The sequence below is a fragment of the Micromonospora sp. CNZ303 genome, assembly GCF_004345505.1.
Map to the genome: position 1 here is coordinate 94,035 of NZ_SLVT01000004.1, position 14,862 is coordinate 108,896.

Sequence of the window (14,862 nt, forward strand, 5' to 3'; positions counted from 1 at the left end):
TGACGATGCAGCAGCGCCGCACACCGGGCGGTCAGCGCCCCGCCCGTCGGGCGGGTAGCACCGGCCGGCCGGGCGGGGCCCGGGGCGCCCGGGCGTCGGTCCGCGAGGGCGGCGTCCGCGCCGAGTCGCGGGCCACGGCCGGTCGCGCGCCGGGGGCGGCCCGGGGCGCGGAGGGCGTACGCTCCGCGAGCCGGCCCGCCGCAGCCCGTCGTACGGCCGCCGGCACCGTCAAACGGCTCTCCGCACCCCGCTCCCGGGGCCTCACCGGGCGGGCCACCGTGCTCTTCGCGGTGCTGATCGCGCTCGCCCTGGCCTACACCTACCCGGTGCGCGTCTACCTGGACCAGCAGGCCGACATCGAACGGATGGAGGCCGCCCAGGCCGCCCAGCGGGAGGCGATCGAGGAGCTGTCCGAGCGGGCGGCCAAGTGGCAGGACCCGGAATACATCAAGATCCAGGCCAGGGAGCGGTTCTTCATGGGTCCCCCGGGCGAGACGCTGCTGGTGGTGCTCTCCGACCCGGCGGGCGCCGCCCGGGACGCCGGTTCGTCCGCGGCCCCGTCGGCACCCGTCACCCCCGCTTCCTGGTACGACACCCTCTGGTCGAGCGTGCAGGCCGCCAACGGCGAGCAGCCCGACAGGTGAGCAGCACCCGAGCACCGAACGAGAGATCAGCATCGTGACTGTCGTACCACCGCAGGAGCCGGCGGCGGACTCCGTACCCCCGCCGCGGCGTGAACCGGCCACCGAGGCCGACCTGGCCGCGGTGGCCGCGCAGCTCGGACGCCCGCCCCGGGGCACCCGGGCCGTGGCCCACCGCTGCCCCTGCGGCCTGCCGGACGTGGTGGAGACGACGCCGCGCCTGGCCGACGGCACCCCCTTCCCGACGCTGTTCTACCTGACCTGCCCCCGGGCGACGGCGGCGTGCAGCCGGCTGGAGTCGGCGGGGTTCATGAAGGAGATGGCCGACCGGCTGGCCGCCGACCCGGAGCTGGCCGCGCGCTACCGCGCCGCGCACGAGGACTACCTGGCCCGCCGGGACGCGATCGGCGAGGTGCCGGAGATCGCCGGCATCTCCGCCGGCGGGATGCCCGGCCGGGTGAAGTGCCTGCACGTGCACCTCGGGCACGCGCTCGGGGCCGGGCCCGGGGTGAACCCGTTCGGCGACGAGACGCTGGCGCTGGTGGAGAAGTGGTGGGCGGCCGGCCCGTGCGTGGACGTGCCGGCGGCGGACTGACCATGGCGGGAGCGGACGGGGGCCTGGTGGGGGCCGACGAGGTCGTGGTGCGGCGGGCCCGCACCTCGGACGTGCGCGGCATCCGGCGGCTCGTCGACACCTACACCGACGACCGGCGGCTGCTCAGCAAGGCCACCGTGACCCTCTACGAGCACGTGCAGGAGTTCCGGGTCGCGGTCCGGGCCGGCGACGGCGCGGTGGTCGGCTGCGGCGCGCTGCACGTGATGTGGGAGGACCTGGCCGAGATCCGGACGGTGGCGGTCGACCCGTCCTGCCGGGGGCGCAAGCTCGGCCACCGGATCGTCGCGGAGCTGATCGACGGCGCCCGCGAGCTGGGGGTGGCCCGGATCTTCGTGCTCACCTTCGAGACCCGGTTCTTCGGCTCGTTCGGGTTCACCGAGATCGACGGCGCGCCCGTGCCGCAGCCGGTCTACGAGCAGCTCCTGCGCTCGTACGACGAGGGCGTCGCCGAGTTCCTGGACCTGGAACGCGTCAAGCCGAACACCCTCGGCAACACCCGGATGCTGCTGCGCCTCTGACTCCGCCCGCGGAGCGCTGACGTAGGGTTGCTGCCGTGACGACGCGTGTGGCCGCCATCGACTGCGGGACCAACTCGATCCGACTGCTGGTCGCCGACCTGCCGGACGCCTCGGCGGGTCCGGAGGCGCCGCTGGCCGACCTGAGCAGGCGCATGGAGATCGTGCGCCTCGGCCAGGGTGTCGACAAGACGGGGCGGCTGGCCCCGGAGGCGATCGAACGCACGCGGGTCGCGCTGGCCTCCTACGCCGCCGAGATCGAGAAGTTGGGCGCGGAGCGGGTCCGGATGTGTGCCACCTCGGCGTCCCGGGACGCCTCCAACGCCGGCGAGTTCCGCGAGATGGTCGAGCGGACCCTCGGGGTCGCGCCCGAGGTGGTGACCGGCGACGAGGAGGCGCGGCTCTCCTTCACCGGCGCGGTGCGCGGGCTGCCCGCCGACGCACGCGAGCCGTACCTGGTCGTCGACATCGGCGGCGGCTCGACCGAGTTCGTCGTCGGCACCCGCGCGGGCGGCGTCGAGGCGGCGATCTCGATGGACATCGGCTGCGTCCGGATGACCGAGCGGCACCTGCACGGCGACCCGCCGCGCGCCGACGAGGTCGCCGCCGCGCAGGCCGACATCGCGGTCGCCGTGGACCGGGCACTGGAGGCCGTACCGGGCCGGCAGGCCGCCACGCTGGTCGGGCTCGCCGGGTCGGTCACCACCGTGGTCGCGATCGCCCAGGGCCTCCAGGAGTACGACCCGAGCCGCATCCACCACGCCCGGGTGCCGTACGACGCGGTGGCCGCGACGACCGCCGACCTGCTCGGCAAGAGCCGGGAGCAGCGGCTGGCGATCCCGGTGATGCACCCGGGCCGTGCGGACGTGATCGGGGCGGGCGCCCTGGTGCTCCGGGTGATCATGGAGCGGGCCGGGATGGACTCGGTGGTCGCCTCCGAGCACGACATCCTCGACGGCATCGCCTGGTCGCTGGCCTGATGGTTGGCTGGCCTGTCCGGCCAGGGTCAGCCGTGCGGGTGAGGGTCTTCCGCTCCTAGCGGTCACGAGGGCCGCCGGTGAGTTGATGGGTGCGTGGCAGTCCTAGCGATCATCGTCGGTGGCGGTATCGGTGCCACCCTGCGCTACGTCCTGGGGCTCCAGTTCGCCCCGCCCACGCCGCCGGACTTCCCCTGGGTCACCTTCATGATCAACATGGTGGGGGCCTTCGCCCTCGGCGCCGTCATGACGCTGCTCGCGGCGCACCGGCTGCCGGGGCCGTGGGGCAAGCCGTTCCTGTCGACCGGTCTCATCGGCGGCTTCACGACCTGGTCGCACTTCATCGTCGAGGCCGATCAACTGATCGGGGCGCGGCGCACCGGGGTGGGCATCGCCTACCTCGTCGCGAGCATCGTCGTCGGCGTGCTCGCCGCCGCGCTCGGCGCGCGCCTGGCGGAAGCGCGGGTGGGCCGTCCGACGGGCGGGCACACCTGATGTGGGTGGGCATCGGGGTGTTCCTGGCCGGCGGTCTCGGGGCGCTCAGCCGCGCCGGCGTCGACGCGCTGGTCAAGCCCTGGTGGGCGAGGCGGGCGAGCGGGTCCAGCAGGGCCTTCCCGGCGAGCACCTTCCTGATCAACGTCTCGGGCGCCTTCGTGCTCGGCATCGTCACCGGCTACGCCGTGAGGAACGTGGGGGCCGGGGCCCAGGACTTCGCCGCGATCGTCGGGGTCGGCTTCCTCGGCGCCTACACCACCTTCTCCACGGAGGAGTGGCACACGCTGGGACTGCTGCGCAAGAACGCCGCCGTCGAGGCCTTCAACGTGCTCGGCAGCCTCTGCGCGAGCCTCGTCCTGGCCGCACTCGGCCTGTGGCTCGGCGGCCAGCTCTAGTCAGTGCCCTGGTGTCGTGTGGCCCGCGACGCCGGCGACGAAGCGGGACCAGGCGGTCGGGGCGAAGGAGAGCGCGGGCCCGGAGCGGTCCTTGCTGTCGCGGACCAGCACCACGCCGGGCAGGTTGTCGGCGACCTCCACGCAGGAGGCGCCGCCGTTGTCGCTGCGCGTGGACTTGCGCCACCGGGCGTCGTTCAGCTCCATGTCTTCGCCACTTCCTGCATCAGCACCAGCGACTGCCGTCGGGGCAGTGCCTCCGAGCGGACACTTTCCCACCTGCGGTGCAGGCTGGCAATTTCCTCGGCGCGGTCCAGCACCTGGGCGCGCAGCGGGCTGTCGAGATGCGCCACCCAACCTCCGTCGGCGTAGCCGGCGAGGATGAAAGGCCCGGCAAGGCCCGGGTAGACACCGACCTCTGCCGGAACTACATGCAGGTGCACGTGCGGACGTGTCGCTAGCGCGATCAGGTGGTCGAGCTGCTCGCGCATCACCCCGAACTGGTCGGCCACCGGCCGACGGACGATGCCCTCGTCGAGGACCACGACAAGTTGCGGTGGCTGGGCGCGATCGAGGATCTGTTGCCGCTGGAGTCGGGCGGACACCCGCTGCTCGATCTGCTCCGGAGGGTGGAGGCCGCCGCCGCTGAGGACCGCGCGGGCGTACGCCTCGGTCTGGAGGAGGCCGGGCAGCACCGACATCTCGAACCACCACAGCGTGGCCGCCTCCTGCTCCACGGCCACCCAGGGGCGGAACCATGCGGGCGCGGTCTCCAGGCTGACCAGCGGCAGGATCCGCCCGAGCAGGCCGCCGCTCTCCAGTGCCTCGTCCGCGCGTCGGACGAAGTCGAGCGAGGGCGTACGCCGGCCGATCTCCACCATGCCCACCAGGGAACTCGAGTAGTTGATCCGCCGGGCCAACTCCTCCTGGCTGAGCCCGCGCTCAATGCGCAGCCGCCTCAGCTCACCGGCCAGCAGATCCAGCGTCGACAGTTGCGATCCGGTCATCACACCCCACTCACCGGGCTCCACGCGACGGGCCGCGTGGACCACCGTCGGCCGGTGGACCTCGCGCGACTTCCGACCGTAATCGACCGGTGACGAGGATGGGGGTGACCGTGGGCCCACAACCCCCTCACAACGCGAACGAGGAGCGATGACGTGGCGATCCGAGGCGTTCACCCGGCGTGGTGCGTACCCGAGAGCGGCTGCGCGGCCAGCGCGCTGCACCTGTCCCGTCTGCGGTCGGCCGCGCCGCGCGGCGACGAGGTGATCCAGGTGCGCGCCGCGCTCTGGCAGATGGACGTCGGGCGGCTCAGCCCGGCCGGAGTGCTGCTGGAGTTGTCCGCCGGCGACGACCCGGAGCGCTGGCCGATCGACCTGGCGCAGGTTCGCGCGCTGGTGCACGTACTGCGGGATCTGCTGCGGGTCGCGGACGACGCGGCGCGGCGCGTGGCCTGACCCGCGCGGCGCGTTCCGTTGACGGTACTTCGCATTGCGCAGTAGTGTGCAATGCGTGGACACCACACAACTGCTGAAGGGCGTGCTGGATCTCGCGGTCCTCGCCGTGCTCCGCGAGGAGGACGGCTACGGCTACGACATCCTGCGCCGGCTGCGCGACGCCGGGTTGGAGGAGGTCGGCGACGCCTCGGTCTACGGCACGCTGCGCCGGCTCTACGCCGCCGGCCTGCTGACCACCTACGTCGTGCCGAGCGAGTCCGGCCCGCACCGCAAGTACTACTCACTCAACGCCGCCGGCCGGGACCAGCTCACCCGCTCCGGCAAGCTCTGGCGCTCGTTCGCCACCACCATGGAAGCACTGCTCGACGATCGGGGGATGGCGGCATGACCGTCACTGAGCAGGAGATCGCGGACTACGCCGCACGGGTCCGGGCCGCGCTGGCCGACCTGCCGCCGGCGCACCGCGACGAGTTGACCGAGGACCTGCCGGAGCACCTCGCCGAGGTCGCCGCCGAGGCCGGCGGCTCGCTCGTCGACCGGCTCGGCGAGCCCGAGGCGTACGCGGCCGAACTGCGCGCCGCCGCCGGGGTCGGCGCCACCACCGGCGGCCGGCGCCGCAGCCGTCGCGTCGGCGTCGCCGTGGACCGGCTCCGTGCGCGGGCGCAGCGCTGGGACGTCCAACTCGGACCACCCCTCGGGTACGCCTCGGCCAGCGAGTTCCTCCGGCTGCTCCGGCCGGCGTGGTGGGTGCTGCGGGGCTACCTGGCCGCCATGCTCGTCACGGTGGTCACGACCGGCGACACGTTCGGTGTGCTGCCCGAGCTCAACGGCAGCCTGCTGGCCGGCCTGGTGCTGCTCGCCGGCAGCGTGCTCGCCTCGATCTGGCTCGGCCACCACACGCCGGGCCTGACCCGGCCCAAGCGGCGGGTGCTGCACGTCAGCACGGCGGTGCTGGTGATCTTCGGGCTGATCGGCCTGGCGGACATGAACGACCGGGTCGGCAGCGGCGACCTCGGCTACGAGCAGATCTCGATCGACGGCCGGTACGACCACGTCCGCGACGTCTTCGTCTACGACAGCGAGGGGCGGCTCGTGGAGAACGCCCGGCTCTTCGACCAGAACGGCGACCCGATCCGGCTCGGTCGTCCGATGTGCCCGAACCCGCCGGACCTGAACCTGGCCAACGCGCTGCTGCGCCCGTACCCGTACTGCCCGGAGTGGGCGCCGTTCGGGCCCCGGCCGGGCGCCAGCAACCCGCCCCTGCTGAACCCGCCGGGACTTCCCGCACCCGCCTCCTCGGCGGCCGCGCCCGCACCGAGCGGCAACCCGACCTCGACGCCCACGCCGACCGGCACCTCGACCCCCGCGCCCGCATCGACGGGCATGCCGATCGGCACCCCCGCGCCGAGCCGGACGTGAACAGGATCATGGAATGAAGCTGGGAAATAGCTGAACGGATGAGTCCAGCGGGGCAACGGCTGTCGGTCCCGGTCGCTACGGTGTCGTCTGCTCACTCACCCCCCGGAAGGAAAACGCGTGTCAGAGCAGGTCGCACCGCCCCCCGCGCCGGACGCCGCCCAGCCCCCGTCGGCCGTCCAGGCGCCGCCCCCGGCGGAGCCACAGGCCGAGAAGTCCGGTTCCAAGAAGCTGCTCGGCATCGTGGGCGCGATCGTCGTGTTCCTGGTCGTCGCGGGCCTCAAGTTCGGCATCGGCTCGGCGATCGGCAACTTCTTCAACAAGGACGAGACCGCTGAGGCCAAGGTCGGCGACTGCATCGCCGAGCTGCCCGAGGTGACCGGCACCAAGGAGGAGAAGGTCGACGGCGCGAAGGTCGTCGAGTGCACCTCCACCGACGCCGTCTACAACGTGGTCGGCCGCGTCGACGGGCAGACCCAGGCGCAGGCCCGCTCCGGCGAGGCGTGCGGGCAGTACATCAAGGAGGACCAGGAGGGCTACGTCTACTACAGCATCGAGCCGGGCAAGACCGGCTACCTGCTGTGCCTGACGAAGAAGGCCTGATCCCCCGGCACGACAGGACCGCCGACGGCGGCGCGGACATCGTCCGCGCCGCCGTCGGCGTCTGCGGCTGGGGCGCCGACAGGAGGTGTATGCCACTGTTCCGGCGTCTTCCCCGGGGTGCTCACGGCGTGGCAGGCTACCGACACGTAGCAACACTGTGCGACCAGCCAACGATGACTGACCGCTAGGAGGACGGCCGATGGGCGAGATGGTGAGCTACCGCGGCAACGGGGGGACGGGCGAGGGGTATCTCGCGATACCCTCCGGCGGTGCGACCAGCCCTGCGGTCATCGTCATCCAGGACTGGTGGGGCCTGGTGCCGCACGTCCGGGCGGTCGTGGACCGCTTCGCCGAGGCCGGGTTCGTCGCCCTCGCCCCGGACTTCCGCCACGGCGGCCCGGCCAGCAAGCCGAGTGAGCCCCGCCAGATGCTGAACAGCCAGCAGATGGACGAGGCGGCGGCGGACATCGCCGGCGCGGCCGACTACCTCGCCGGCCGGCCCGAGGTCGCCGGCAAGGTGGGCTGTGCGGGCTTCTGCGCCGGGGCGAGCCTGGCCCTCTGGGCCGCGACCCGGTCCGAGCGGATCGTCGCCACCACCGCCTTCTACCCCCGGCTGCCGTGGGACGGGATGCGCCCCGAGTGGCCCGACTACGCGGGCAAGGCGGCGCTCATCCACTGCTCCGAAGAGGACGGCACCTCCGCCGCCGACGGCGTACGCACCGTCCGCCGCGCCATCGAGACCTCCGGCGGCACCTGCCAGGTCCACGACTACCCCGGCACCTCGCACGCCTTCTTCAACGAGGACCGGCCGGAGAACTTCGACCAGCGCGCCGCCGCCACCGCCTGGGCCCGCACCCTCGAACTCTTCCGGGCCAAGCTTGGCTGAGCCCCGTACGCCCGACGAGGTGGTCGCCCGCGCCGCGCGGGCGACCGACCTGGCCGACCTCGACGCCGCCGTCAGCGACTGCTTCGCCTGCCCACGGCTGGTGCGGTGGCGCGAGGAGGTGGCCCGCGTCCGCCGGGCGGCCTTCCGGGACCAGGAATACTGGGGCCGACCGGTGCCCGGCTTCGGCGCCCCCGACGCGCGCATCGCCATCCTCGGCCTGGCGCCCGCCGCGCACGGCGGCAACCGCACGGGCCGCATCTTCACCGGCGACCGGTCCGGCGACGTCCTGTTCGCCGCGTTGCACCGGGCCGGGCTGGCAAACCAGCCCACCAGCGTCGCCGCCGACGACGGGCTCACCGTGCGCGACCTGCGGATCTTCTCCGCCGTGCGCTGCGCCCCGCCGGACAACAAGCCCACCCCCGAGGAGCGGGACACGTGCGCGCCGTGGCTGCACCGCGAGGTGACGCTGATCCGGCCCACCCTGCGCGTCGTGGTCGCGCTGGGAGCGTTCGCCTGGGCCTCGTGGTGGCCGGTGCTGCGCCAGGTGTACGGTCTGCGCCCGCCCAGCCCGCGACCGGCGTTCGGCCATGGGGCACACTGGTCCGGCACGGGCGCACCGGCGCTGCTCGGCTGCTACCACGTCAGCCAGCAGAACACCTTCACCGGGCGGCTGACACCAGGGATGCTGGACGACGTGTTCGCCCGGGCGAAGCAACTGGCCGGGGCGGACTGAGGCGTGGGGGCGGTGGCGATGACGGACGGAACGCGTCGAGTCGTGGGACACGCCCCGGCGACCCGGAGGTAGCCCTCGATGGACATCAGCGTCCTGCGCAGGTGGTGGCCGGTCGCGGCGGTGGTGCTCCTGCTGGCCGTCGCCGCGTTCTCGTCCGCCCACTCGTCGATCGGCGCCAGCCGGGTCCCGCCCGCCGCCGACAACATCCCGTACGTGCCGGAGTATCCGAGCGCCGAGCCGGTCGAGTCGATCCCCGTCGAACCGCGGGACGCCGGCCAGGCCACCCAGGCGTCGATCCCGCAGTGGATCGCCACCGTCGCCATCGTACTTCTCGGGCTGGCGATCCTCGTCGTCTTCGGCTATCTCACCTGGACGTTGGTCCGGGGCGCGATACGGCGCACCACCCGGGCGCTGCCGGCCCAGCGGTCCCGGCGGACGCCCGAGGGCACCGCCCGCGAGGTGGCCGCCGCCCTCGACGCCGGCCTGGAGGAGTTGGACGACCGCGACACCGATCCACGTACGGCGGTGATCGCCTGCTGGGTGCGCCTGGAGCAGGCCGCGGCCGGTGCCGGCGTGCCCCGGCTGGCCGGCGACACCCCCACCGACCTGGTCACCCGGCTGTTGCGGGGCGACCCGTCGGTGGGCATCCCGGCCATCGCCAGCGCCGACGTGCTGGCCGAGTTCGCCCACGTCTACCGCGAGGCCCGCTACGCCACCCGCGAGGTCGACGAGCGCACCCGCGACCAGGCCCGGGCGGCGCTGCGCCGGCTGCGCGGCGAGTTGACCGTCGCGGTCGCCGACGACACGGAGGTGCCGGCGTGACCGGGGCACCCACCGGCGTGACCGGGGCGCGGCCGACGCCCGCCCGACGTGGCGAGGTGACGCCGTGAGCAGCACCAGCATCGACGACCTGCTGAGCGTCGAGGACGAGCGGCCGGCACGCGCCGAGTCCCGGCGGGGCGGGCGGGTCGGCCGGGTGCTGCGTCCCCTGGCCGGCGTCGCGGCCGTCGTGATCGTGCTGGTCGCCGGCCTGCGCCTGGTGGGCCTGCGGGTCTCGCTGCCGATCCTCGTGGCCGGGGTGGTCGCGCTGTTCGTGGTGCGTCGCGTCGTCGCCGCCCTCACGCCCCCGCCCCCGCCCCGCGGCGGCGGCCGAGCCCCTGTCGCCGACGACGACGGCACCTGGAACTGGGGCGCCAGGGACGCGCTGCGCACCGCGATCAACGGCTGGGAACTGCCGCTGGACTGGTCGGCCAGCCGGCCCGAACGCTTCACCACCGTGATCCTGCCCCGGCTCGGGGAGTTGGCCGACGAGCGGCTGAGCCAGCGGCACGGCGTGACCCGCGAGTCGGATCCGGCCCGGGCCCGGGTGCTGCTGGGTGACCAGCTGTGGAAGTTCCTGGAGACCCCGCCTCGCCGCACCCCGTCGCCGCGCAACCTCGCGGCGATCGTCGCCGAACTGGAGAGACTGTGATGAACGACGTGGACCGCAGCATGACCGCCGCCGAGGTCGGCCCCCTCGCCCGGTCGGTGCTGGAGGCGGTCGGTCAGGTCGTCGTCGGCAAGCGGGACGCGCTGGAGCTGGTGCTCGCCGGCATCCTGGCCGGCGGCCACGTGCTGCTGGAGGACCTGCCGGGCCTCGGTAAGACGCTGACCGCGCGGTCCTTCGCCCAGGCGCTCGGGCTGGACTTCCGCCGGCTCCAGTTCACCCCCGACCTGCTGCCCGCCGACGTGACCGGTTCGTTCCTGTACGACCAGCGCAGCGGCGACTTCTCGTTCCGGGCCGGGCCGGTCTTCACCAACCTGCTCCTCGCCGACGAGATCAACCGGACCCCGCCGAAGACCCAGTCGGCCCTGCTGGAGGCCATGCAGGAGAAGCAGGTCTCGGTGGAGGGCGTGACGTACAAGCTGGACGAGCCGTTCCACGTGCTCGCCACCGCCAACCCCATCGAGTACGAGGGCACGTACCCGCTGCCGGAGGCGCAGCTCGACCGGTTCCTGCTCCGGGTCTCCTTCGGCTACCCCGAAGCCGAGGAGGAGTGGGAGGTGCTGCGCCGGCGGATGGCCCGCCGCCGCGAGGAGGCGGACATCAAGCCGGTGGTCGACGCGGCGACCCTGCGCGCCATGCAGGCCGCGCTGGAGGACGTGGTCGTGGAGGACTCCGTCGGCCGCTACATCGTCGCGCTGACCGCCGCCACCCGGGAACACCCGTCGGTGCTGGTCGGCGCCTCGCCGCGCGGCTCGCTGGCGCTGCTGCTGCTGTCCCGCGTACGGGCCGTGATGGCCGGGCGCGACTACGTCGTTCCGGAGGACGTCAAGGAGGTCGCGGCGCCCGCCCTGGCGCACCGGATCACGTTGCGCCCCGAGATGTGGTTGCGTCGTGTCGACCCGTCCTTCGTGGTCGGCGAGGTGCTGGAGGCGACCCCGGCGCCCGCCAGCGGTGCGCTGCCCAGCTACGCCGCCGGCCCCGGGCACTGATGGTCGCGTCCGCCGTGTCGCCCCGGGTCGAGTCGCCGCCACCGGAGCCGGGGCCCGCGACCGGCTGGGTGCCCACGTGGGCGCTCGGTCGGGCGGTGCTCCTCACCGGGCTGCTGCTGATCGCGGGGGTGCTGCTCGGCCGGGTGGACCTGGTCGTGCTGGCCGCCCCGTTCGCGCTGGGCACCGCGTACGCGCTGCGCCGCCGGCCGACCGTCCTACCGCAGATCTGGGTCTCCGCCGACGAGGGGCACCTGGTCGAGGGCGGCGAGCTGACCGGCACGGTCACCGTCGGCAACCCCGACCTGCTCGACTACGACGTGGCGGTGGTGCGCAGCCGGGTCTCGCCGTGGCTGCGGGTGCAGCGGGTGACGATCGCCGGGGCGACCACCGCGTCCGGGGCGGGGTCGACCGTCGCCCCGTCCGTCGCCGACCGGCCGTTCGTGACCGCCGTCCCGACGGCGGCGGCCGTGGACCTGGAGCTGACCGGCACGGCGCTGCGCTGGGGCCGGCACCCCATCGGCCCGGCGGGCGCCCGGGCGGCCGCCGCGCAGGGACTGCTGGTCTCCCGCGCCGTGATCGCCGAGCCGTCCCGGTTGCGGGTCTACCCGAGGACCGAGCCGTTCGACGCGGTCGAGGCGATGCCCCGGGCCGCCGGCCTGGTCGGCGCGCACCACTCGCGCCGGCCCGGCGAGGGCGGCGAACTGGCCGGCGTACGGGTCTTCGCCCCGGGCGACCGGCTGCGCCGGATCGACTGGCGGGTCTCGCTGCGCGCCCGGCAACTGCACGTGGCGGCCACCCTCTCCGACCGCGACGCCGAGGTGGTGGTGCTGCTCGACGTGCTCGCCGAGGCGGGCCGCTCGGGTGGCGTGTCCGGGGCCGCCTCCGTGCTGGACACCACCGTCCGGGCCGCCGCCGCGATCGCCGAGCACTACCTGCACCGTGGCGACCGGGTGTCGATGCTCGAGTACGGCCCGTCCGCCCGCCGGCTGCGCCCGGCCACCGGCCGCCGGCAGTACCTGACGGTCCTGGAGTGGCTGCTGGAGGTGCGGGCGGAGCACTCCCCGCACGAGCCGTACGACCAGGTGTTCGGGCCGCAGTTGCTGTCGGCGGACGCGCTGGTGGTGGTCCTCACCCCGCTGCTCGACGAACGGTCGGCGCAGATGTTGGCCCGGCTGACCCGCTCCGGGCGGTTCGTGGTTGCGGTGGACACCCTGCCGGCGGACCTCACCCCGCCGAAGGACCGGGGCTGGGCCGAGGTGGCGTACCGGCTGTGGCGGCTGGACCGGGACACCATGATCGGGCAGCTGCGGGAGCACGGCGTGCCGGTGGTGCGGTGGGCCGGCGCGGGCAGCCTCGACGAGGTGCTGCGGGACGTGGCCCGCCTGGCGACCGCCCCGAGGGTGGCCCGGTGAGCGCGAGGAACGTAGCGCAGCGGAGTCCCGCAGTCGCGAACGAAAGGGTAGCCCGGTGAGCGCGGTCACCGAACGGGTCAGGGCGCTGCGGTACGCCGCCGCCCGGATCAGCCTGACGCCGCTGCTGGTGCGCGCCGGCATCTTCCTCACCGTGCTGGTCGGCCTGCTGCTCGCGTACCCGTCGCAGGTGCTGCTCGGGCGGTCGCTGCTCGCCCTCGTGGCGGTGGCGGTCCTGCCGGCGGTCGGGCCGCGCCGGGTCTGGCCGACCTTCGCGGCGCTGGTCACGGTCGGCGGCTGGCTGATGGCCACCGACGGGTACGACCGGCCGATCGCCCTCTGGCGGCTGCTCGCCGTGGCGGCGGTGCTCTACCTCACCCACACCCTCTGCGCGCTGGCCGCCGTGCTGCCGTACGACGCGGTGGTCGACCCGGACCTGATCGTGCGGTGGCTGGCCCGGGCCGGCGCGGTGCTGCTGGCCACCTTCGTCCTCGGTGTCCTGCTGGTCGAGGTCGGCAGGCTCGGTGGTGACGCCGGACACCAGGCGGCGACGGTGGTCGGTCTGCTCGTGGCGGTGGCGGTGGCGGCGTTGCTGGGGTGGCTGCTGCGCCGCAGGTGACAACCCCTTTCGGGGGGAAGTCATGCAGGTCACAGGGGTTGTGCTCCGTCACAGAGAAGGGGCGCGAGCGGGATTAGCCGGGCCGCGCGGGGAAAGATAGATGACGTGAACCCGAAGCGGATCCTTGTGGTGGGTGCCGGGCACGTCGGTCTCTACGCGGCACTGCGCCTGTCGAAGAAGCTCAGCTCCCGTGAGGCCGAGGTCGTCGTGGTGGACCCTCAGCCCCACATGACCTACCAGCCGTTCCTGCCCGAGGCGGCGGCCGGCAACATCTCGCCCCGGCACTCCGTGGTGCCGCTGCGGCGGGAGTTGCGGCGGTGCAAGGTGGTGGCGGGCACGGTGACCCGGATCGACCACCACCGCAAGACCGCCGTGGTGCAGCCCATCAGCGGCCCCACCCGGGAGATCCCGTACGACCACGTGGTCGTCGCCCCGGGCTCGGTCTCCCGGACGCTGCCGATCCCCGGCCTGCACGAGCAGGGCATAGGCTTCAAGACCATCGGCGAGGCCATCTACCTGCGCAACCACGTGCTGGACCGGCTCGACGTGGCCGCCGCCACGCCGGACCCGGCCGTCCGCCGGTCGGCGCTGACCTTCACCTTCGTCGGCGGCGGCTACGCCGGCATCGAGGCGCTCGCCGAGATGGAGGACATGGCCCGGGACGCCCTGAAGTACTACCCGGAGCTCAAGCCGGAGGACATGCGCTGGGTGCTGGTCGAGGCGACCCAGCGGGTGCTGCCCGAGGTCGACCGGGACATGGGCGCCTACACGGTGCAGCAGCTGCTCAAGCGGAACATGGACATCCGGCTGGACACCCGCCTGGAGTCCTGCCTCGACGGGGTGGTGAAGCTCTCCGACGGCGACAGCTTCCGCTCCGACACCATCGTCTGGACGGCCGGCGTGAAGCCGTCGCCGATGCTGGACGCCACGGACTTCCCCCGCGACGAGCGGCGGCGGGTCACCTGCCTGCCGACGCTCCAGGTGGTCGACGGCGACCGGGTGGTCGACGGCGCCTGGAGCGCCGGTGACTGCGCGGCCGTGCCGGACCTGACCAAGGAGCCCGGCAACTACTGCTCGCCGAGCGCCCAGCACGCGGTCCGCCAGGCCGCCCGGATGGCCGACAACATCGTCAACGTCGTCCGTGGCCGGGAGCCGGTGGAGTACAAGCACAAGCACGCCGGCAGCGTCGCCAGCCTCGGCCTGCACAAGGGCGTGGCCCAGGTGTACGGGATCAAGATGACCGGCTGGCCGGCGTGGTTCATGCACCGGACGTACCACATGAGCCGGATCCCGTCGTTGAACCGCAAGGTCCGGGTCGTGGTCGACTGGTCGCTGGCGTTCTTCCTGAAGCGCGAGGTGGTCGCCCTCGGCCAGCTGCACGACCCGCGCGAGGAGTTCGCCGAGGCGTCCCAGCCGGTCGGCGCCAGCCGCGCCTGACGGATCTGGTGTGAGGAGGGGCCCCTTCCAAACCCGGACGCGCGACGGAGGGGGGCCGCGGCCCACGGCGGGGGCGGGCCGTACAGGCGGCGGCGCTCGCCGAGGCGGGGGGGGGGGGGGGCGCGGCCCCCCCCCCGCCCCGCGCGCGCCGGGGGCCGCGCCGGCCCCGCCGGCGGGCGCCCCCCCCG

At 73.9% G+C, this 14,862-nt stretch carries 20 protein-coding genes; 18 read left to right on the top strand and 2 right to left on the bottom strand.

Features of this window, described 5'->3' with window-relative positions:
• The first annotated feature begins 5 nt into the window (after window positions 1-5).
• The 6 genes from EV374_RS08775 to EV374_RS08800 all read left to right on the top strand — a co-directional run bounded on the left by EV374_RS08775 (window position 6) and on the right by EV374_RS08800 (window position 3,639).
• Complete coding sequence (locus EV374_RS08775) at window positions 6-644, top strand: septum formation initiator family protein (RefSeq protein ID WP_132233416.1); 639 nt, start codon at window positions 6-8, stop codon at window positions 642-644.
• Between the two features lie 34 nt (window positions 645-678).
• A complete protein-coding gene (locus EV374_RS08780; RefSeq protein WP_132233418.1) occupies window positions 679-1,236 on the top strand; it encodes a DUF501 domain-containing protein in 558 nt (185 codons plus the stop codon).
• A 2-nt stretch (window positions 1,237-1,238) separates the two neighbouring features.
• Window positions 1,239-1,775, top strand: a complete 537-nt coding sequence (locus EV374_RS08785; RefSeq protein WP_132233420.1) for an amino-acid N-acetyltransferase — start codon at window positions 1,239-1,241, stop codon at window positions 1,773-1,775.
• A gap of 47 nt (window positions 1,776-1,822) precedes the next feature.
• The gene (locus EV374_RS08790) at window positions 1,823-2,752 is read left to right on the top strand and encodes a Ppx/GppA phosphatase family protein (RefSeq protein WP_132233968.1); all 930 of its coding nucleotides are present in this window, start codon (window positions 1,823-1,825) and stop codon (window positions 2,750-2,752) included.
• Window positions 2,753-2,845: 93 nt separating this feature from the next.
• On the top strand, window positions 2,846-3,244 hold the full coding sequence (locus tag EV374_RS08795; protein WP_132233424.1) for a fluoride efflux transporter FluC: 399 nt from the start codon (window positions 2,846-2,848) through the stop codon (window positions 3,242-3,244).
• Window positions 3,244-3,639 carry a CrcB family protein gene (locus EV374_RS08800; protein ID WP_132233426.1) on the top strand — a complete coding sequence of 132 codons (396 nt, stop codon included), beginning with the start codon at window positions 3,244-3,246 and terminating at the stop codon, window positions 3,637-3,639. Before EV374_RS08795 ends, EV374_RS08800 begins: the two co-directional genes overlap by 1 nt.
• Here the strand turns inward: EV374_RS08800 and EV374_RS08805 are convergent, their stop codons facing one another.
• Together EV374_RS08805 and EV374_RS08810 are read right to left on the bottom strand one after the other, a co-directional pair.
• A complete protein-coding gene (locus EV374_RS08805; protein WP_132233428.1) occupies window positions 3,640-3,843 on the bottom strand; it encodes a DUF397 domain-containing protein in 204 nt (67 codons plus the stop codon).
• On the bottom strand, window positions 3,834-4,643 hold the full coding sequence (locus EV374_RS08810; RefSeq protein ID WP_132233430.1) for a Scr1 family TA system antitoxin-like transcriptional regulator: 810 nt from the start codon (window positions 4,641-4,643) through the stop codon (window positions 3,834-3,836). The genes EV374_RS08805 and EV374_RS08810 overlap by 10 nt, the downstream gene beginning before the upstream one ends.
• 153 nt (window positions 4,644-4,796) lie before the next feature.
• Between EV374_RS08810 and EV374_RS08815 the strand changes: the two genes are divergently transcribed.
• From EV374_RS08815 to EV374_RS08870, 12 genes are all read left to right on the top strand, one after another.
• Window positions 4,797-5,096, top strand: coding sequence for a hypothetical protein (locus EV374_RS08815; protein ID WP_165947729.1), 300 nt, complete (start codon window positions 4,797-4,799; stop codon window positions 5,094-5,096).
• 55 nt (window positions 5,097-5,151) lie between these two features.
• On the top strand, window positions 5,152-5,484 hold the full coding sequence (locus tag EV374_RS08820) for a PadR family transcriptional regulator (protein WP_132233434.1): 333 nt from the start codon (window positions 5,152-5,154) through the stop codon (window positions 5,482-5,484).
• Window positions 5,481-6,515, top strand: a complete 1,035-nt coding sequence (locus EV374_RS08825) for an HAAS signaling domain-containing protein (protein ID WP_132233436.1) — start codon at window positions 5,481-5,483, stop codon at window positions 6,513-6,515. Before EV374_RS08820 ends, EV374_RS08825 begins: the two co-directional genes overlap by 4 nt.
• Window positions 6,516-6,632: 117 nt before the next feature.
• On the top strand, window positions 6,633-7,115 hold the full coding sequence (locus EV374_RS08830; protein WP_132233438.1) for an LppU/SCO3897 family protein: 483 nt from the start codon (window positions 6,633-6,635) through the stop codon (window positions 7,113-7,115).
• 199 nt (window positions 7,116-7,314) lie between these two features.
• Window positions 7,315-8,001 (top strand): dienelactone hydrolase family protein, encoded by a 687-nt coding sequence (locus EV374_RS08835; RefSeq protein WP_132233440.1) that lies wholly within the window; start codon window positions 7,315-7,317, stop codon window positions 7,999-8,001.
• A gap of 19 nt (window positions 8,002-8,020) precedes the next feature.
• Window positions 8,021-8,734: a uracil-DNA glycosylase gene (locus EV374_RS08840; protein ID WP_132233970.1), complete on the top strand. Its 714-nt coding sequence runs from the start codon at window positions 8,021-8,023 to the stop codon at window positions 8,732-8,734.
• A gap of 78 nt (window positions 8,735-8,812) precedes the next feature.
• On the top strand, window positions 8,813-9,556 hold the full coding sequence (locus EV374_RS08845; protein WP_132233442.1) for a DUF4129 domain-containing protein: 744 nt from the start codon (window positions 8,813-8,815) through the stop codon (window positions 9,554-9,556).
• Window positions 9,557-9,620: 64 nt separating this feature from the next.
• Complete coding sequence (locus EV374_RS08850; protein ID WP_132233444.1) at window positions 9,621-10,205, top strand: hypothetical protein; 585 nt, start codon at window positions 9,621-9,623, stop codon at window positions 10,203-10,205.
• Window positions 10,205-11,209, top strand: coding sequence for an AAA family ATPase (locus EV374_RS08855; protein ID WP_132233446.1), 1,005 nt, complete (start codon window positions 10,205-10,207; stop codon window positions 11,207-11,209). Before EV374_RS08850 ends, EV374_RS08855 begins: the two co-directional genes overlap by 1 nt.
• Window positions 11,209-12,621, top strand: a complete 1,413-nt coding sequence (locus EV374_RS08860; protein WP_132233448.1) for a DUF58 domain-containing protein — start codon at window positions 11,209-11,211, stop codon at window positions 12,619-12,621. Before EV374_RS08855 ends, EV374_RS08860 begins: the two co-directional genes overlap by 1 nt.
• A 55-nt stretch (window positions 12,622-12,676) precedes the next feature.
• Window positions 12,677-13,237 carry a hypothetical protein gene (locus EV374_RS08865; RefSeq protein ID WP_132233450.1) on the top strand — a complete coding sequence of 187 codons (561 nt, stop codon included), beginning with the start codon at window positions 12,677-12,679 and terminating at the stop codon, window positions 13,235-13,237.
• A gap of 105 nt (window positions 13,238-13,342) precedes the next feature.
• On the top strand, window positions 13,343-14,674 hold the full coding sequence (locus EV374_RS08870; RefSeq protein ID WP_132233452.1) for an NAD(P)/FAD-dependent oxidoreductase: 1,332 nt from the start codon (window positions 13,343-13,345) through the stop codon (window positions 14,672-14,674).
• The last annotated feature ends 188 nt before the right edge of the window (window positions 14,675-14,862 follow it).